This is a genomic window from Kitasatospora sp. HPM-01-4, from assembly GCF_051374625.1.
Taxonomy (GTDB): domain Bacteria; phylum Actinomycetota; class Actinomycetes; order Streptomycetales; family Streptomycetaceae; genus Kitasatospora.
Genome location: NZ_JBPQGP010000005.1, coordinates 5,846,555 through 5,863,404, shown reverse-complemented (window position 1 = coordinate 5,863,404; position 16,850 = coordinate 5,846,555). Strand labels below are relative to the sequence as shown.

Sequence of the window (16,850 nt, the reverse complement as noted above, 5' to 3'; positions counted from 1 at the left end):
TGCCCTACGCCCTGGGCGAATTGATACCGAACAGATGCCGTCTCGCGGGCATGGGCCCGCACTAGATTGTGCCGGGCCCGGGGCCCGACCGGAACGGAACGAGGGCGGGGCGTACATCACGTGAGTCATGTACGCCCCGCCCGGGGCTGCCGACGTCAGTCGGTCAGCGAGGTCTTCCGGGTCGAGATGATCTGGTCGATCAGCCCGTACTCCAGGGCCTCCTCGGCCGTCAGGATCTTGTCGCGCTCGATGTCGTCGCGGACCTGCTGGATGTCCTTCTTGGAGTGCTTGGCCAGCATCTCCTCCAGCTGCTCACGCATCCGGAAGATCTCCTTGGCCTGGATCTCCAGGTCGGACACCTGGCCGCGGCCGGTCTCGGTGTACGGCTGGTGGATCAGGATCCGGGCGTTCGGCAGCGCCATCCGCTTGCCGGGCGTACCGGCGGCCAGCAGCACCGCGGCGGCGGAGGCCGCCTGGCCCATGCAGACCGTGGTGATGTCCGGCTTCACGTACTGCATGGTGTCGTAGATCGCCGTCAGCGCGGTGAAGGAGCCGCCGGGCGAGTTGATGTACATCTGGATCTCGCGGTCCGGGTCCATCGACTCCAGGCACAGCAGCTGGGCCATGATGTCGTTGGCGGAGACGTCGTCCACCTGCGAGCCGAGGAAGATGATGCGCTCCTCGAACAGCTTGGCGTACGGGTCGTACTCGCGGATGCCCTGCGAGGTGCGCTCGACGAAGCGCGGGACGATGTAGCGGCCCTCGGCGCGGGCTCCGTAGAACTCGCCGCGGGGCGTCTGGGGGGTGTTCATGGGGTTCTTGGCCTCCGAGTGCGTACGGGACGAGGTTGGGGTGCGGACGGCGCTCAGGCGCCGGTGCCGCCGCCGCCGGGGACGTCCGCGGCGCTGTGCATGATCGAGTCGATCAGGCCGTACTCCTTGGCCTCCTCCGGGGTGAACCAGCGGTCGCGGTCGGAGTCCGCGGTGACCTTCTCGATGGTCTGGCCGCTGTGGTGCGCGATCAGCTCAGCCATGCGCTGCTTGGTGCGCAGCAGCTGCTCGGCCTGGATCCGGATGTCGGTGGCCGAACCGCCGAGGCCTGCGGAGGGCTGGTGCATCAGGATGTTGGCGTTCGGCAGCGAGAAGCGCTTGCCGGGGGTGCCGGCGGTGAGCAGGAACTGGCCCATCGAGGCCGCCATGCCCATCGCGATCGTCACCACGTCGTTCTTGATGTACTGCATGGTGTCGTAGATCGCCATGCCCGCGGTGATCGAACCACCCGGAGAGTTGATGTAGAGGTAGATGTCCTTGTCCGGGTCAGCGGCCAGGAGCAGCAGCTGGGCGGTGATCTTGTTGGCGATGTCGTCGTCGACCTGCTGGCCGAGGAAGATGATGCGCTCGTTGAGCAGCCGGTTGTAGACCTGGTCCCCCAGGCCACCGAGCACGTCACCAGCGGCGGCGTGCGGCGCCATGAGGCCAGGCATCTGCATCTGCGGGAACGTCACTTAGCCACCTGCTCAGTTGAATTGGACGGACTGGGGGCAGCCGTCACTTGTCGCAGTTTCACTGCGTGAATGTCGCTGTCTAAGGACCCTAACGCTCAGCCCGGGCCACGGAATCCCCCACACAGAACTGTTCGCTGTGAGCGCAGGGTCGGCATTCGAAAACAGCGAGCCCGGGCACCGAAAGGTGCCCGGGCTCGCCATCCGGAACTACGCGGGAACTCAGGCCTCGGTGGTCTCGGCAGCGGCCTCGTCGGCCTCGTCCTCGGCGTCGTCGAAGGAGACGACCTCACCGTTGGTGTCCTTGACGGTGGCGGCCTCGACCACGGTGGCCAGCGCCTTGCCGCGGGCGACCTCGCCGACCAGCAGCGGCACCTGGCCACCCTGGACGACCTGCTGGGCGAACTGGTCCGGGGTGAGACCCGAACCGGCGGCACGGCGGATCAGGTGCTCGGTGAGCTCCTCCTGGTTAACGCCGAGCTCCTCCTTCGCCACGATCGCGTCGAGCACGAACTGGGTCTTGATGCCCTTCTTCGCCTGCTCCTCGGTCTCGGCCAGGAACTCCTCCAGGGTCTTGCCCTGGGTGGTGAGGTAGGTGTCCAGGTTCAGACCCATGGGCTCCAGCTGGTGGTGCTCCAGGTTGTGGCGGCGGGTCTCGACCTCGTCCTTGAGGAGCTTGGCCGGGTACTCCATCTCGACCAGCTTCAGCAGCTCGTCCAGGACGCGCTCCTGGGCCTGGGTGGCCTGGTCGAACTCACGCATGCGCTCCAGGCGCTTGCGGGAGTCGGCCTTCAGCTCCTCCAGGGTGTCGAACTCGCTGGCCAGCTGGGCGAACTCGTCATCCAGCGCCGGGAGCTCCTTCTCCTGGACGGTCTTCACGGTGACGGTGACCTCGGAGCTCTTGCCGGCCTGGGTGCCGCCCTTGAGCTCGGTGGTGAAGGTCTTGGCCTCACCGGCGGACAGGCCGACGACGGCCTCGTCGATGCCGTCCAGCAGACGGCCGGAGCCGATCTCGTAGCTGACGTCGGAGGCGGTGCCGTCCTCCGGGACCTCGCCGTCGACCTTGGCCTCCAGGTCGACGATCACGACGTCGCCCTCGGCGGCGGCGCGCTCGACGTCCTTGACCGAGGAGAAGCGCTCACGCAGCTGCTCCAGGGACTTCTCTACGTCGGCGTCCTCGACCACGATCGGGTCGACCTCGACCTCGATGGCGGTGAAGTCCGGCAGGGTGATCTCCGGGCGGATGTCGACCTCGGCGGTGAACTTCAGGTCACCGCCGTCGGCGATCCGCTCGACACCCTCGATGTCGGTGATCTCGGGCTGACCGAGGACCTCGATCTTGCCCTCGTCGACGGCCTGCGTGTAGAAGCGCGGCAGGGCGTCGTTGACCGCCTCCTCCAGCACGGCGGCACGGCCGAAGCGCTGGTCGATGACGCGGGCCGGGATCTTGCCCTTGCGGAAGCCCGGGACCGAGACCTGCTGGTTGATCTTCTTGTACGCCGCGTCGAGGCTGGGCTTGAGCTCCTCGAAGGGCACCTCGACGGTGAGTCGAACCCGGGTCGGGTTCAGAGTCTCGACGGCGCTCTTCACGGTTGGGTCTCCTAAGGGCTTGCGGTCAGGTTGTCTCCGCCCGTCCGGCTCATCCGGCACGGGCGAGACGGGCGATGGGCGGTTGGGGCTGCATCTCCCGTACGTGGTGGACGGTGAGCGTGACTCCTCGCCCTCGGGCGGTCGACCTGCGCGTATGCACAGGGACTACCGGCCAGCGGCCCATCCTACCGGTACCACGAAAGGCGGACGCCAGGCCCGCCCGCGATCAGCGTGCCGCCGCCCGATCGGGCGCGGCCCCGGCGCACCGGACGCGGCCGCACGGCCACCGGCCGACCGACCCCCGGAAGGGCCCGATGTGTCGTCAACTGACCGGCGCCGCACACGGCTTCAAGAGCGAGGCCGTCCGGGAAAGCCAACAGGGCCCCGCCCGCTGACGAGACCCTGCCGCACTGTCGGGGTGACCGGATTCGAACCGACGACCTTCCGCTCCCAAAGCGGACGCGCTACCAAACTGCGCCACACCCCGTGGTGCCGAGAGGAAGCGTACACGTCGGCCGGGCCGCGCTCGCCGCTATATCGGGAGCCCACCGGACATGCCCGGAACCGAAAGCAGTGTGCAAGCAACCGACCGAACCAGGTAGGCTGACTCCGTCCTCGTGACCGACAGGTTCCCGGGGGCGTCGTATGCGCATGTATGCGGCACGCGGGTGTAGCTCAATGGTAGAGCCCCAGTCTTCCAAACTGGTCACGCGAGTTCGATTCTCGTCACCCGCTCCAGACACTTCGGCCCCGGGCCGACGGTTTCCACCGTCGGCCCGGGGCCGAAGTCGTGTTCCCAGCCCCGTCCGGGCTGAGTGCGTGTCAGAGGCGGACGCCGTGGCGCACCAGGTAGCTCACCGGGTTGATGTCGGAGCCGTAGGCCGGGCCGGTGCGGACCTCGAAGTGCAGGTGCGGGCCCTTGGCGTTGCCGGTGGCACCGGAACGGCCGATCTGCTGGCCGACGGCCACGGACTGACCGGCCCGGACGTTGATCGCCGAGAGGTGGGCGTACTCGGAGTACTTGCCGTCGGTGTGCCGGATGACGACCTGGTTTCCGTACGAGCCGCCCCAGCCCGCGGTGACCACGGTGCCGGTGGTGACGGCCCTGACGGGGGTGCCGGTGAAGACCAGGAAGTCCACGCCGGTGTGGTGGCCGCTGACCCACGAGGAGCCGGTCGCGTGGTACGGGGTGCCCAGGTGGGGGTTGGCCACCGGGGAGGTGTAGGCCGGGGCGGCCTGGGCCGCGGTGGCGGGCAGCGCCAGGGCGGCGCCGGTCGCGCCGGCGACCAGCGCGCGGCGGGCGAATCGGGGCAGCCGGGAACGGCGGGCGTCCTGCGCGAGCATGGGGAGTCCTCTCCGACGCCTGCGAGGTGAGCTGTCGGGTTCGGACCGGAAGTAGCCCGGCCGCCGGGAAGCGGCTTCACCCCTAGCCGGCCCGGTTCTCCGGGCGCGGCGACCTGCCTGTGGTTCCCCCGCTCCTGCCGTGCACTGCGCGAAGTGCGGCCTCCGGGCGGCGGCAGGACTCGGCGTTCCACCTGGCGGGCCGACCCGGACGATGACCGGGCTGGCTGAAGAAAAACCGATCCGACGTACACGGAGCAAGTTAGCCCCGCTTAGGCATAAGGAGCGCATAAGGACACCGGAGGCCGGCGGTCACTCTCCGGTCACGCCGAACCGCCGTGTGCAGCCGGATCGGTCACGGTCGGCCGGACGAATCCACACAGATCGTCATGGAATCCACACTCCGCATCAATCCGGACACCCTCCGGTGCGACCTGGAGATTCCCCGGTGAGCTGTGTCACGCCCACCGTGCCGGACACGGCTGACGGTCCGTTTCCCGCAGGGGCCCGCGGCCGATACCCTCGCGAGCGTTCGCCTTAACGATCATTTATTCGAGCTAGGAGCCCACCCGTGCGCCCGCAGGACCGTATGGCCGTCATCCAGCGCAGTGTGGTCCGCGAAATGGCGCAGTTCGGCGTGGAGTTCACGGTGGACGGCGAGGTGGTCCGCGGTCCCGGCACCACGGCGGTGGCGGTCCGCGAGCACCCGGGCCAGGGCGGGAGCGGCCATGTGGACCTCGGTTTCGTCCTCGACCTCGGGCGCGCGGACGCCCCCGTGGTCTGGGACTGCGCGGCCGGGCTCGGCAAGACCGAGGAGGAGAAGCTCGACAACGCCGTGAAGATGTGGGCCACCACCACCGCCTCGACCGTGGTGGAGCTGCTGGAGCACCGGGGCGAGCACGGGGACCACTACCGGCCCGCCGAGCTGGCGGGCTGGCGGGCGATCCAGGGTCCGGCGGCCGTCTTCGGGTTCGGCAACGAGCGACTGGCCGGCTGGCTGGCCGACCACCAGCCGCTGACCGCGATCGCCGAGGCGCTCGGCCCCAGGCTCACCGGCGGACAGCTGAACGGCGTGAAGCTGTTCCTCGGCGGCCGGGCCGGCGACGACATCGCCGAGGTCCGGTTGAACGGCGAGGTCTCGGAGGCCGCCTCGGCCGCACTGCACGCACTGGACTGGCCGCGCGGCGAGCGGTTCTGCTGGGCCCGCCTGTTCGTCCTGCTGATCCCCGAGGGCGGAGTGCAGCCGGAGCCCGTGTGCTCCGTCCCGGTGCCCGCACCCGTCGCGGCACCGGCGCCCAGGCCCGGACTGCTGGCCCGGGTCAGGCACGTACTGCGGTCCGCCCGGCGCTAGGGGTACTCGGTGACCGAGTACGGCCCGGGCCACGGCCGGCGTCACCCCCGCCGGGCACCCGGCGCCGCGCGCTGATCCGGGAGGACCGGCCGGACGGGTGTCGGCTCAGCCGGAGAAGGACTTGAGGCTGTTGGCCACCGAGGTGAGGAAGTTCTTGATCGGCTCCGCCGCCGTGGAGGCACTGAGCATGAATCCGAAGAGGGCCGAAATGATCGCGTGACTGGTCTTCAACTGCTTGTTGCGGATGAAGATGAAGACGAGGGCACCGAACAGCACCAGTGCGGAGACGGAGAGCACCACCCGGACTCACTTCCTTACTACGTTGCGGGGTTTCATCCGGAAACCCTGTGGCGACGCCGGAGCCCGGCCTGTCTGGCGGGGCACGGCCGTGTGGCGCCGACCGAGAGCCGCATGCAACGCCCCCCATCCCCCGACTACCGATACCGACCAGTCCCGCCCACCGACTCAGTGTGGTCGGTCATGCCGACTGCGTAAAGGCGTAGCCGAAAGCCCGGCTGGAAGTTCCTGGCATGTGAGACGAATTTCCGCCGACCGAGACGATAGCCCAGGGCTTCTGACGAACTGTCGGCAGGGGCTCCCCCACCGGCCCGGTCAGCGGTGATCCAGTGGTCGGGCAGCGGCGGCGGCACCGCGTCGGGGGCCCGTCAGGATTGGCCGAAGATCGGCTGCCGGACTTGACACACCTGTCCGGTGTTCGAATCCACTGCCGCCCGGGCACCGGCACCGGCCGGTACCGCCTCGCACCGCTCCGTGCCGCCTCACTGACGCCAGAGCAGCAGCACCGCCCGGTCGTCGTTGACGTCCTTGGCCACGGTCTCGATCAGCCGGACCGCCGCACCACGGCTGCCGCTCTGCAGCAGCGCCCCGGCGACCAGCCGGTCGGCCTCGCCCATCAGCCGGTCCATGCCCTCGGACAGATCGCGCCCGGGCACCTCGACCATACCGTCGGTGCAGAGCATCAGCAGGTCGCCGCGGTCCAGCCGGCCCCGCACTCCCTCGAACTTGGCGCCGTCGTAGATCCCGAGCAGCGGCCCCTCGGCCGCCTCCTTGACCTCCCAGCGTCCCGCTCCCGACCGCCGCTGCATCCCCGGCAGGTGCCCGGCCGAGAGCAGCTCGTACTCACCGGTGTCCAAGTCCAGCACCAGATGGACGGCGGTGGCGAAGCCCTCCTCCCAGTCCTGCCGCAGCAGGTAGCCGTTGGCGGCGGGCAGGAACTCGTGCGCGGGCAGCGAGCCGAGCAGGCCGCCGAAGGCGCCGGACAGCAGCAGGGCGCGCGAGCCGGCGTCCATGCCCTTGCCGGAGACGTCCGCCAGGACGCACTCCAGCACCCGCCGCCCCGGCCCGGTCCTGGCGGCCACCACGAAGTCACCGGAGAAGGACTGGCCGCCGGCCGGGCGCAGCGCCATGTCCGCGTACCAGCCCTCGGGCAGCACGGGGACCTGGCTCTGCACCCGCAGCCGTTCGCGCAGGTCGAAGAGCATGGTGCCGCCGCCGCGCCAGGGCACGCCGACCCGGCTGCGGAACTGCGCCAGCAGCAGGCCGGCCACCCCGACCGCGCCGACCACCAGGGCCGCGCCGGGGGTGACGCCGAAGACATAGCTCTCGGGGTGCTCGCTGGCCACTCGCTCGCCGGTGTGGATCACCGACTCGGTGGACAGGCCCAGCGCGGCGGCCGCGTACAGCAGCACCAGGGTGCCCGGTCGCAGCAGCAGGGAGCCGGCCAGGATCGGCAGGACCAGCGCGGTGGGAGTCACCCAGGCGGGGAACCAGACGTTCAGCACCACGAGCAGCGGGATGGTCGCCAGGAACGCGGCGAAGGCGAGCCAGTCGGAGGCGTCGCCGCGGAAGTAGTCCACCCCGGTCCGGCGCAGCGTGCGCCGGGCCCGGTACAGCCTGGTGCGCAGCCGGGCCGTCCAGGGGTCCGCGGTCGCCGTCGCGGCGGGCCCCTTCGCAGTCGTCTGGGGCGGTGCGCCCGGCGTGCTGCCAGCCATGGGCTCCGACCTTATCCACAGGCCCGGGGCGGCGTCGACGGGTGTGGCGTGTCGGGCGGGTTGCGCCGCCCCTCGCGGGCGCCTTTCGGCCGCCGGCCAGGGAGGCCACCGAGCCTGTGGGGCACGGCCGTTGGGAATATGGCGGGAAATCGGTCGCGCCCGGCGAAACCGGTGACAGCCGATGGCGGTGCGCGAGCCGGGCTCGGGGTGCCTCGGCGGGGTGACACCGGCGGCGCTCGGCGCGGCCGGGGGTCACCGGGCTGCGCGAGGGCGCGCCGGCGGAGGCGTCCCGGGTGGTTCACCCGGGATGTCGCGACCGGCCGCCGCACGGGCTCCGAGCACCCGTACGGCAGCCTGCGCGAGCCCGGCCGGGATCAGCCCTGCGGGTGGTGGGCCGGGATCGGGGGGAGCTCGCCGGTGGTCTCGTACTCGCTCAGCATGGCGATCCGGCGGGTGTGGCGCGGCTCGCCGCTGTACGGGGTGTTGAGGAAGACCTCGACGAAGCGGGTCGACTCCTCCACGGTGTGCATCCGGCCGCCGATGCTGATCACGTTGGCGTTGTTGTGCTCACGGCCGAGCGAGGCGGTCTGCTCGCTCCAGGCGAGCGCGGCACGCACGCCCTTCACCTTGTTGGCGGCGATCGCCTCGCCGTTGCCCGAGCCGCCGATCACGATGCCCAGCGCCTCGGGGTCGGCGGCGGTGCGCTCGGCGGCGCGCAGGCAGAACGGCGGGTAGTCGTCCTCGGCGTCGTAGATGTGCGGACCGCAGTCGATCGGCTCGTGGCCGTTCTCCTTCAGCCACTGGACGAGGTGGTTCTTGAGGTCGTATCCGGCATGGTCGGAACCCAGGTAGACGCGCATGCGTATGAGTGTGGCATGCGGGCCGGGGCGCACCGCTCCAGGGGCGAGGGTGAACTTGATCAGGGTGCGGGCGAGCGCCCCGGGGCCCGCTCGGCCGCTCGCCCGCGGGGTGCCGACGCCGTCGGCCGGGGAGCGCGGAAGGCGCGGTGAACCGCGCGAGCGGCCCGGTGCGAGGTGCACTGCCCCTCGCGCGGCTCCCCGCGCCCTGAGGTGTCGCAACCCGCCGGCCGGGGAACCCGGCGGCGGTACGGGCTGCCCGCGGATGCGGCCGGTCGGGCAGGGACTCACGCCGCCCCGGAGTCCCGCCGCCGGGACCAGCCCCGGGGCCCCGGCCGGCAGGCCCGGCTCAGCCGCGGCGCTGCAGGAGCTTCCAGGTCAGCGGGAGGGCGCCCATGGCGAGGAGGGCCTTGAGGCCGTCGCCGACCAGGTAGGGGTAGAGACCCAGGTCCGCGGCCTTGGCCAGCGGAACGTGCAGCGAGGCGGCCAGGTAGGGGACGCCGACCGCGTAGATGGCCAGGCTGCCGAGCACCATCGCCATCGCCGTACGCGGCACGCTGCGGTCCGCCCCGCGCCGGGCGAGCGCCCCGGTGAGGGCGGCGGCGAGGACGAAGCCGATGGCGTAGCCGAGGCTGGGCATCGCGAAGCCCGAGGAGCCCTCGGCGAACCACGGCATCCCGGCCATGCCCGCCAGCAGGTACAGGGCGAGCGAGGCCGCGCCCCGGCGGGCGCCGAGGGCGGTGCCGACCAGCAGCGCGGCGAAGGTCTGGCCGGTGACCGGCACGGGTGAGCCGGGGACGGGCACCGAGAGCTGCGCCGCGAGGCCGGTGAGCGCGGCACCGCCGGCGACCAGCGCCAGCTCGCGCACCTGGCCGCCGAGCCGGGTGGTCGCTCGCGGAAGGTGGTCGGCGAGGACCGTGGCGGGGGCGGGCGTGACGGCAGTGGCCATGACGGGTCTCCAGTTCTGACGCGACCTGTCGCATCGACGCGACGTGGTCGTTCGTTGACGCTCGGGAACAGTTGTGAACCTATGCGCTACGGCGCGTCCACGGGACATCGGCCTCTGACAAAGCGTCGGCCCTTCACCTTGTCGGTTTCTGTCCCGTCCGGGCATCACGGTGTCATTTAAGTAGATAAGCAATCACATTCGGTCACTTTAATGTCCGAAATCCGGTCCTAAGGTGCGAATTGTTGGCATGACCATCTGCCGTACCGAATAGTGGACTGACTGCTCCGACATCCGTAACAGTCTGGATCCGCCTCTATGCCGACCCCCACCACCCAGCCGCTGCTGGAATCCACCGAGCCGGTTTCCGGCGCGGGTTCCGAGGGCCAGCAGCTCTCTCACGGCCTCAAGCAGCGCCATCTGTCGATGATCGCGCTCGGCGGTGTGATCGGCGCCGGGCTGTTCGTCGGCTCCGGTGCCGGCATCGCCGCCGCCGGCCCGTCCATCGTGCTGGCCTTCGCCGCCTCCGGCCTGCTGGTCATGCTGGTGATGCGAATGCTCGGCGAGATGTCCGCCGCCCGTCCGTCCAGCGGCTCGTTCTCCGTGCACGCCGAGCGGGAGATCGGCCCGTGGGCCGGGCTGACCGTCGGCTGGATGTTCTGGACCATGCTCTGCGTCGGTGTGGCGGCCGAGGCGATCGGCGCCTCACACGTGATGAACGGCTGGTTCCCCTCGGTACCGCTCTGGGTCTGGGTCGCCGTCTTCATGGGCTTCTTCTGCGCCACCAACCTGGCGGCCGTGAAGAACTTCGGCGAGTTCGAGTTCTGGTTCGCCGCGATCAAGATCACTGCGATCTCGGCCTTCCTGGTGGTCTGTGCGCTGGCCATCTTCGGCCTGCTGCCCGGCACCTCCGCCCCCGGCACCGCCAACCTCACCAGCCACGGCGGCTTCTTCCCCAACGGCTCGGCCGGTCTGATCACCGGCCTGCTGACCTCCGTGTTCGCCTACGGCGGTCTGGAGACGGTGACCATCGCGGCGGCCGAGTCCGAGGACCCCCGGCGCAGCGTCGCCGCGGCGGTGCGCACCGCGATGTGGCGGATCGCCCTGTTCTACGTCGGTTCGATGGCCGTGATCGTCACCCTGGTGCCGTGGAACGACCCGAGCGTGACCAAGTCCGGCCCCTACGTCTCGGTGCTGAACAGCCTGGGTATCCCCGGCGCCGGCCAGCTGATGAACGTGGTGGTGCTGATCGCACTGCTCTCGGCGATGAACGCCAACATCTACGGCTCCTCCCGGATGGCGTACTCGCTGGTCCAGCGCGGCCAGGGCCCCCGGGCGCTGGCCCGGGTGAACGGCGGCGTGCCGCGACTGGCCGTCCTGGCCTCCTCGGCCTTCGGCTTCCTGGCGGTGCTGCTGAGCTACTTGTGGCCGACCACCGTCTTCGCCTGGCTGCTCAACATGGTCGGCGCGGCCGTGCTGGTGGTCTGGGCGTTCATCGCGGTGGCCCAGCTGCGGATGCGCCGCCGGATGGAGCGCGAGGAGCCCGAGCGGCTCACCGTGCGGATGTGGCTCTTCCCCTACCTGACCTGGGTGACGCTGGCCGCGGTCCTCGCGGTGCTGGCCCTGATGACGCTCAGCGCGGACAACCGGATCCAGCTGTACTTCACGGCCGGTCTGACCGTGGTGCTCTCGCTGCTCGGCTGGCTGAAGCAGCGCCGCACCGCCTGACGGCACGGCGAGGGCCCCGGTACTCCTGGAGTACCGGGGCCCTCGCCGTGTCCGCTTCGAGCCCCTGCGGCGGGGCGCCCTCGCCTACTCGAAGGACGGCTCCGCCGTGCGGGTGCGCTTGATCTCGAAGAAGCCCGGGGTGGAGGCGACCAGCAGGGTGCCGTCCCAGAGCCGGGCGGCGGCCTCGCCGCGCGGGGTCGGGGTGACCACCGGGCCGAAGAAGGCGACCTTCTCTCCGTCGGGACCGTCCACCGCGATCACCGGGGTGCCGACGTCCTCGCCGACCAGGGAGATGCCCTGCCGGTGCGAGGCGCGCACCTCGGCGTCGTACGCGTCGCTGTCGGCTGCGTCGGCCAGCTCGACCGGCAGCCCGGCCGCCGCCAGCGCGGCCTCGATGGTCTCCCGGTTGTTGGGCAGGCCCTGGTTGTGGAAGCGGGTGCCGAGCTCGGTGTAGAGCGGGCCGAGCACCTTGTCGCCGTGCGCCTGCGCGGCGGCGATCAGGACCCGGACCGGGCGCCAGGCGTTGGCCAGGTTCTGCTTGTACTTCTCCGGCAGGTCCTCGCGGTTCTCGTTGAGGACGGCCAGGCTCATCACGTGCCAGCGGGTGTCCACCGGCCGGAGCTTCTCGACCTCCAGCATCCAGCGGGAGGTCATCCAGGCCCAGGGGCAGATCGGATCGAACCAGAAGTCGGCGATCTTGCGGGAGTCTGCGGTGGTCACTGACTACGTCCTTCTCACTCGACACGGCGGCACTCTTGCCTGCCTCCGGTCGCAACACCGCCGACCCCGGGCTGATTCCGTGTGACCTGTGCAATAGCACGGCGACGGCCCCGTGAAAGGATGCCGGGCAACGAAGACCTCCCAGCACCCAGCGTGCGAGCCGGACAAAGGAGTACCGCCCGTGCCGGGCAAGAACCTGAGCCGCGAGGAAGCCCAGCAGCGGGCCGACATCCTCAGTGTGGACAGCTACCTGGTCCACCTCGACGTGACCTCCGCCGTCTCCCCGGCGGCCGCCACGTTCCACTCCACCACCACGATCGCCTTCCGCAGCTCCGCTCCGGGCGGCTCCACCTTCGTGGACCTGCTGGCACCCGCCGTACGGTCGGTGACCCTCAACGGCCGCGCGCTGGACCCGGGTGCGGTCTTCGACGGCGCCCGGATCACCCTCGACTCCCTGGCCGAGCAGAACGTCCTGGTGGTCGAGGCGGACTGCGCCTACAGCCGGACCGGCGAGGGCCTGCACCGCTTCGTGGACCCGGCGGACGGCGAGACCTATCTCTACACCCACTACGAGCCGGCCGACGCCCGCCGGGTGTTCGCCACCTTCGAACAGCCGGACCTGAAGGCCCCGTTCAGCTTCACGGTGACCGCACCGGCCGCCTGGGACGTCTACGGCAACGCTGTGCACGAGGACGTCTCCGTCCAGGGCGACGCCCGCGTCTGGCGGTTCGCGCCCACCAAGCCGATCTCCACCTACCTCACCGCCGTGGTGGCCGGCCCGTACCACGTCGAGCGCGACCACTACAGCCGCCGCCTCGCCGACGGCAGCACCCTCGAGATCCCGCTCGCCGCGACCTGCCGCAGGTCGCTGGCCCCGTACTTCGACGCGGACGAGATCTTCACCGTCACCAAGCAGGGCCTGGACTTCTTCCACCAGGAGTTCGACTTCCCGTATCCGTTCGGGAAGTACGACCAGTGCTTCGTGCCCGAGTACAACATCGGCGCCATGGAGAACCCCGGCTGCGTCACCTTCCGCGAGGACTTCGTCTTCCGCTCCAAGGTCACCGAGGCCGCGTACGAGGGCCGGGCCAACGTCATCCTGCACGAGATGGCGCACATGTGGTTCGGCGACCTGGTCACCATGAAGTGGTGGGACGACCTGTGGCTCAAGGAGTCCTTCGCGGACTTCATGGGGTCCTTCTCTCAGATCGAGTCCACCAGGTACCGGTCCGCCTGGATCACCTTCGCCAACAAGCGCAAGGCCTGGGCGTACCGGCAGGACCAGTTCCCCACCACGCACCCGATCACCGCGGACATCCGCGATCTCGAAGACGCCAAGCTGAACTTCGACGGCATCACCTACGCCAAGGGCGCCTCGGTGCTCAAGCAGCTGGTCGCCTACGTCGGCCGGGAGGCCTTCTTCGCGGGTGTCCGCCAGTACTTCAAGCGGCACGCCTACGGCAACACCGTGCTCGGCGACCTGCTCGGGGTGCTGGAGCAGACCAGCGGTCGCGATCTGACCAGCTGGTCGAAGGCCTGGCTGCAGACCGCCGGGGTCAACTCGCTCACCCCGCAGTTCACCTGCGACGCCGAGGGCCGGATCACCGAGTTCGCGGTGGTCCAGGACGGCGCGACGCCGCGTCCGCACCGGATCGCGATCGGCTTCTACGACCACGACGCCGTCGGTGCCCTGGTCCGCACCCACCGGGTCGAGCTGGACGTCCACGGCGCCCGCACCGTCGTCCCCGAGCTCGCCGGGCTGCACCGGCCCGCGCTGGCGCTGCTCAACGACGACGACCTGACGTACTGCAAGATCCGCTTCGACGACCGCTCGCTGGAGACCCTGCGCTCCGGTCTCGGCGACATCACCGACGGCCTCGCCCGGGCGCTCGCCTGGTCGGCCGTCTGGAACCTCACCCGGGACGGCCTGATGCCGACCCGCGACTACCTGGCCCTGGTCCTGCGCTTCGCCGGGCAGGAGTCGGACATCGGCGTGCTGCAGTCGCTGCACCAGCACGCCAAGGTCGCGCTGGACGTGTATGCGGACCCGGCCTGGCGTGTCGAGGGCGCACAGCTGCTGGCCGAGGGCGCGCTGCGCGAACTGCGCGCCGCCGCGCCGGGCAGTGACCACCAGCTGGCCTGGGCCCGCTTCCTGGCGCAGACCGCCCACGAGGAGGAGCAGCTCCGGCTGCTGCGCGGGCTGCTCGCCGGGACCGCCAGGATCGACGGGCTGGAGGTGGACCAGGACCTGCGCTGGCTGCTCTGGCTGGCACTGGCCGCCGTCGGCCGGGCGGACGCCGGGGAGCTGAACGCCGAACTGGCCGCCGACAACACCGCCAGCGGCAAGCAGCACCTGACCGAGTGCCTGGCCGCACTGCCGGCCGCCGAGGCCAAGGCCGCCGCCTGGTCGGCCGTGATCGACTCCGACGAGCTGCCCAACGCCCTGGTGGAGGCCCAGATCTCGGGCTTCAACCAGCCGGGCCAGCGCGAGCTGACGGCCGGCTACACCGAGCGCTACTTCGCGGTGCTGGAGGAGATCTGGTCGCAGCGCAGCATCGAGATCGCGATGCGGATCGTGGAGGGCTTCTTCCCGCGCTACCAGACCGACGAGCGGACGCTGGCCACCGCCGACGCCTGGCTGACCGGGCACCCCTCGGCCGCGCCCGCCCTGCGGCGGCTGGTCCTGGAGTGCCACGACGACCTCGGGCGCGCGCTGCGCGCGCAGGCCTGCGACCGGGGCTGACCGTGTGAGGGGCGTGGGGAACCGCGCGAGTGGCCCTCGACGCGGGTGCACGGTCGCCCGCGCGGTTCCCCGCGCCCCGGAGTGTTCCGCCCCGGCTCCTACTTGAGGGTGGCGGAGGTGAGCCCGGACTGCACCTGCCGCTGGAAGGACAGGTACACCACCAGCACCGGCAGCATCGCGATCGTCATCCCGGCGAAGAGCGAGGGCGCGTCGCTCGCGTAGCCCGACTGCAGCGCCAGGTTGACCAGTCCCTGGGCCAGCATCGAGTGGTCGGCCTCGCCCGCCGAGGTCGGCTGCATCAGGGTCACCGGCAGGATGTACTGGTTCCACTGGCCGAGCACGTTGAAGATGCCGACGCTGATCAGTCCGGGTTTCGCCAGCGGCACCATGACCTGGAAGAACGCCCGGGTGTGCGAACAGCCGTCCAGCATCGCCGCCTCGTGCACGGCCGTCGGCAGGGTGCGGAAGAAGGAGTGCAGGAAGAACACGGTGAACGGCAGCGAGTACGCGACGTACACCAGGATCAGGCCCAGATAGCTGTTCAGGCCGAGCAGCGGTGAGATCTCGCCGAGGTTCTTCACCATGAAGAAGAGCGGGACCAGGGCCAGGTAGACCGGGAACATCGCACCGGCCACGAAGAAGAAGTAGATCAGCCGGTTGCCCCGGAACTCGTACCGGGCGAGCACATAGGCCGCCATCGAGCCGAGCAGCATGGTCAGCGTGAGCGAACCGGCCAGCACGATCAGGGTGTTGGCGAAGAAGCCGCCGATGCCCTTGGTCCAGGCCCGGCCGAAGGCGTCGAAGCTCCAGTGGCTCGGCCAGCTCCAGGCGCTGCCGTTGATCTGGGCGTCGGTCTTGAAGGCGCCGAGCACCACCCAGAGCAGCGGGAAGACGATCATCACGGCCCAGAGCGCGAGGAACCCGTGCGAGAAGACGTTCAGCACTCCCCCGCCGTCGGCGAAACGCTCCGACCGGCTCGCCGGACGGCTGCCGCGGCGGCGCTCGACCGGCTGGGCGGGGGCGGTCTTCTGGATGCTGGTACTCATGCCGCGGCCCCGCTCAGTACTCGATCCGCTCGCGCCGGGTGACCCGTAGCGAGACGACGGACAGGATGAGGGTGAAGAAGAAGATCACGACACCCATCGCGCAGGCGTAGCCGGCCTCGCCGAAGGCGAGGAAGTTGCGCATCAGGTACGTGGACATCAGCTCGCTGTGGTGGTCGGGACCACCGCCGTAGGTACGCCCCGGGGTCATGCTGGCGACCAGCGCGAACGCGTCCATCGCCACGATCGCGAGGTAGACCCAGGCGGTCTGCACGCTCTCCCAGAGCAGCGGCAGGGTGATCCGGAAGAAGGTCTGCCCGCGACCGGCACCGTCCAGCAGGGCCGCCTCGTAGATGTCCCTGGGGATCGACTGCATCGCGGCCGAGAACAGCACCAGGTAGAAGCCGACCCCGCTCCAGACCAGCACCCCGAGGATGCACCAGAGCACCAGGTCCGGGTCGGAGAGCCAGGCCACCGGGTGCTGGGCGTCGGACAGGCCCAGCTTGATCAGCACACCGTTGGCCAGGCCGGCGGCGTCGGTGCGGTAGACCGCCTGCCAGAGCACCGCGAGGATGGCGATCGAGAGCACCTGCGGGAAGAAGAAGACCACCTTGTAGAACCCGGACCCACGCACGCCCTGCACGCCGCCGGTGCCGCCCCGGCCGCCGACGTTGAGCATGAAGGCGAAGAACAGCGCGATCAGGATGGTCGCGACCGGCAGCACGGCGAGCAGCAGCACGTTGTGCCAGAGCGCGCCGATGAAGACGTCGTCGTGGAGCAGCTTGCCGTAGTTGTCCAGCCCGACGAAGTCCATCTGCTGGCTCTGCCCGGACCAGTCGGTCAGGGAGTACCCGAAGGTCTGCAGGTAGGGCCAGAGCACCAGACCCGCGTACAGCACGATCGGGAGGAAGAGAAACCCCACGATGAAGGGGTACTTGCCGTGACGCATCGCCACATCTCCTGTCCGTCAGACACCGGCGCGCCGGGGGCCGCCGCCGGCGACCCCCGCGCACACCCG

Annotated in this window: 13 protein-coding genes, 2 tRNA genes, 1 pseudogene and 1 riboswitch; of the genes and pseudogenes, 4 read left to right on the top strand and 12 right to left on the bottom strand. The window is 70.3% G+C overall.

Translation table 11 applies throughout. The features are described 5' to 3' along the window. Positions 1 to 155: 155 nt before the first annotated feature. The 4 genes from ACSMTC_RS25435 to ACSMTC_RS25420 form a co-directional block, all read right to left on the bottom strand. On the bottom strand, positions 156 to 812 hold the full coding sequence (locus ACSMTC_RS25435; RefSeq protein WP_436562023.1) for an ATP-dependent Clp protease proteolytic subunit: 657 nt from the start codon (positions 810 to 812) through the stop codon (positions 156 to 158). A gap of 53 nt (positions 813 to 865) precedes the next feature. Beyond that, complete coding sequence (locus tag ACSMTC_RS25430; RefSeq protein ID WP_436564805.1) at positions 866 to 1,483, bottom strand: ATP-dependent Clp protease proteolytic subunit; 618 nt, start codon at positions 1,481 to 1,483, stop codon at positions 866 to 868. A 240-nt stretch (positions 1,484 to 1,723) separates the two neighbouring features. Next, on the bottom strand, positions 1,724 to 3,091 hold the full coding sequence (gene tig, locus ACSMTC_RS25425) for a trigger factor (RefSeq protein WP_436562022.1): 1,368 nt from the start codon (positions 3,089 to 3,091) through the stop codon (positions 1,724 to 1,726). Between the two features lie 413 nt (positions 3,092 to 3,504). After that, a tRNA-Pro gene (locus tag ACSMTC_RS25420) sits at positions 3,505 to 3,578 on the bottom strand. Between the two features lie 177 nt (positions 3,579 to 3,755). Between ACSMTC_RS25420 and ACSMTC_RS25415 the strand changes: the two genes are divergently transcribed. Further along, a tRNA-Gly gene (locus tag ACSMTC_RS25415) sits at positions 3,756 to 3,829 on the top strand. Positions 3,830 to 3,913: 84 nt separating this feature from the next. Here ACSMTC_RS25415 and ACSMTC_RS25410 read toward each other — a convergent pair. Then, positions 3,914 to 4,315: pseudogene (locus ACSMTC_RS25410) on the bottom strand (M23 family metallopeptidase); the annotation flags it as partial. A gap of 123 nt (positions 4,316 to 4,438) precedes the next feature. After that, positions 4,439 to 4,596, bottom strand: a riboswitch (cyclic di-AMP (ydaO/yuaA leader). A gap of 407 nt (positions 4,597 to 5,003) precedes the next feature. On the opposite strand from ACSMTC_RS25410, the gene ACSMTC_RS25405 reads away from it, so the two are divergent. Then, the gene (locus ACSMTC_RS25405) at positions 5,004 to 5,783 is read left to right on the top strand and encodes a DUF6348 family protein (protein ID WP_436562021.1); all 780 of its coding nucleotides are present in this window, start codon (positions 5,004 to 5,006) and stop codon (positions 5,781 to 5,783) included. A 105-nt stretch (positions 5,784 to 5,888) separates the two neighbouring features. On the opposite strand, the gene ACSMTC_RS25400 is transcribed toward ACSMTC_RS25405, so the two are convergent. The 4 genes from ACSMTC_RS25400 to ACSMTC_RS25385 form a co-directional block, all read right to left on the bottom strand. Then, a complete protein-coding gene (locus tag ACSMTC_RS25400) occupies positions 5,889 to 6,083 on the bottom strand; it encodes a hypothetical protein (RefSeq protein ID WP_344638438.1) in 195 nt (64 codons plus the stop codon). Between the two features lie 479 nt (positions 6,084 to 6,562). Beyond that, a complete protein-coding gene (locus ACSMTC_RS25395) occupies positions 6,563 to 7,795 on the bottom strand; it encodes a PP2C family protein-serine/threonine phosphatase (protein WP_436562020.1) in 1,233 nt (410 codons plus the stop codon). 374 nt (positions 7,796 to 8,169) lie between these two features. Then, positions 8,170 to 8,655, bottom strand: coding sequence for a ribose-5-phosphate isomerase (locus ACSMTC_RS25390; RefSeq protein WP_375943644.1), 486 nt, complete (start codon positions 8,653 to 8,655; stop codon positions 8,170 to 8,172). A 346-nt stretch (positions 8,656 to 9,001) separates the two neighbouring features. After that, positions 9,002 to 9,601, bottom strand: coding sequence for a biotin transporter BioY (locus ACSMTC_RS25385; RefSeq protein ID WP_436562019.1), 600 nt, complete (start codon positions 9,599 to 9,601; stop codon positions 9,002 to 9,004). Positions 9,602 to 9,916: 315 nt separating this feature from the next. Here ACSMTC_RS25385 and ACSMTC_RS25380 point away from each other — a divergent pair, with 315 nt between their 5' ends. Then, positions 9,917 to 11,326 (top strand): amino acid permease, encoded by a 1,410-nt coding sequence (locus tag ACSMTC_RS25380; RefSeq protein WP_436562018.1) that lies wholly within the window; start codon positions 9,917 to 9,919, stop codon positions 11,324 to 11,326. Between the two features lie 84 nt (positions 11,327 to 11,410). Here ACSMTC_RS25380 and ACSMTC_RS25375 read toward each other — a convergent pair whose 3' ends face one another. Beyond that, positions 11,411 to 12,046: a mycothiol-dependent nitroreductase Rv2466c family protein gene (locus ACSMTC_RS25375; RefSeq protein ID WP_436562017.1), complete on the bottom strand. Its 636-nt coding sequence runs from the start codon at positions 12,044 to 12,046 to the stop codon at positions 11,411 to 11,413. A 181-nt stretch (positions 12,047 to 12,227) separates the two neighbouring features. Here ACSMTC_RS25375 and pepN point away from each other — a divergent pair, with 181 nt between their 5' ends. Further along, positions 12,228 to 14,789 (top strand): aminopeptidase N, encoded by a 2,562-nt coding sequence (gene pepN, locus ACSMTC_RS25370; protein WP_436562016.1) that lies wholly within the window; start codon positions 12,228 to 12,230, stop codon positions 14,787 to 14,789. A gap of 98 nt (positions 14,790 to 14,887) precedes the next feature. Here the strand turns inward: pepN and ACSMTC_RS25365 are convergent, their stop codons facing one another. Then, positions 14,888 to 15,835, bottom strand: a complete 948-nt coding sequence (locus ACSMTC_RS25365) for a carbohydrate ABC transporter permease (RefSeq protein WP_436562015.1) — start codon at positions 15,833 to 15,835, stop codon at positions 14,888 to 14,890. A 13-nt stretch (positions 15,836 to 15,848) separates the two neighbouring features. Then, a complete protein-coding gene (locus ACSMTC_RS25360) occupies positions 15,849 to 16,781 on the bottom strand; it encodes a carbohydrate ABC transporter permease (protein WP_436562014.1) in 933 nt (310 codons plus the stop codon). Between the last annotated feature and the right edge of the window lie 69 nt (positions 16,782 to 16,850).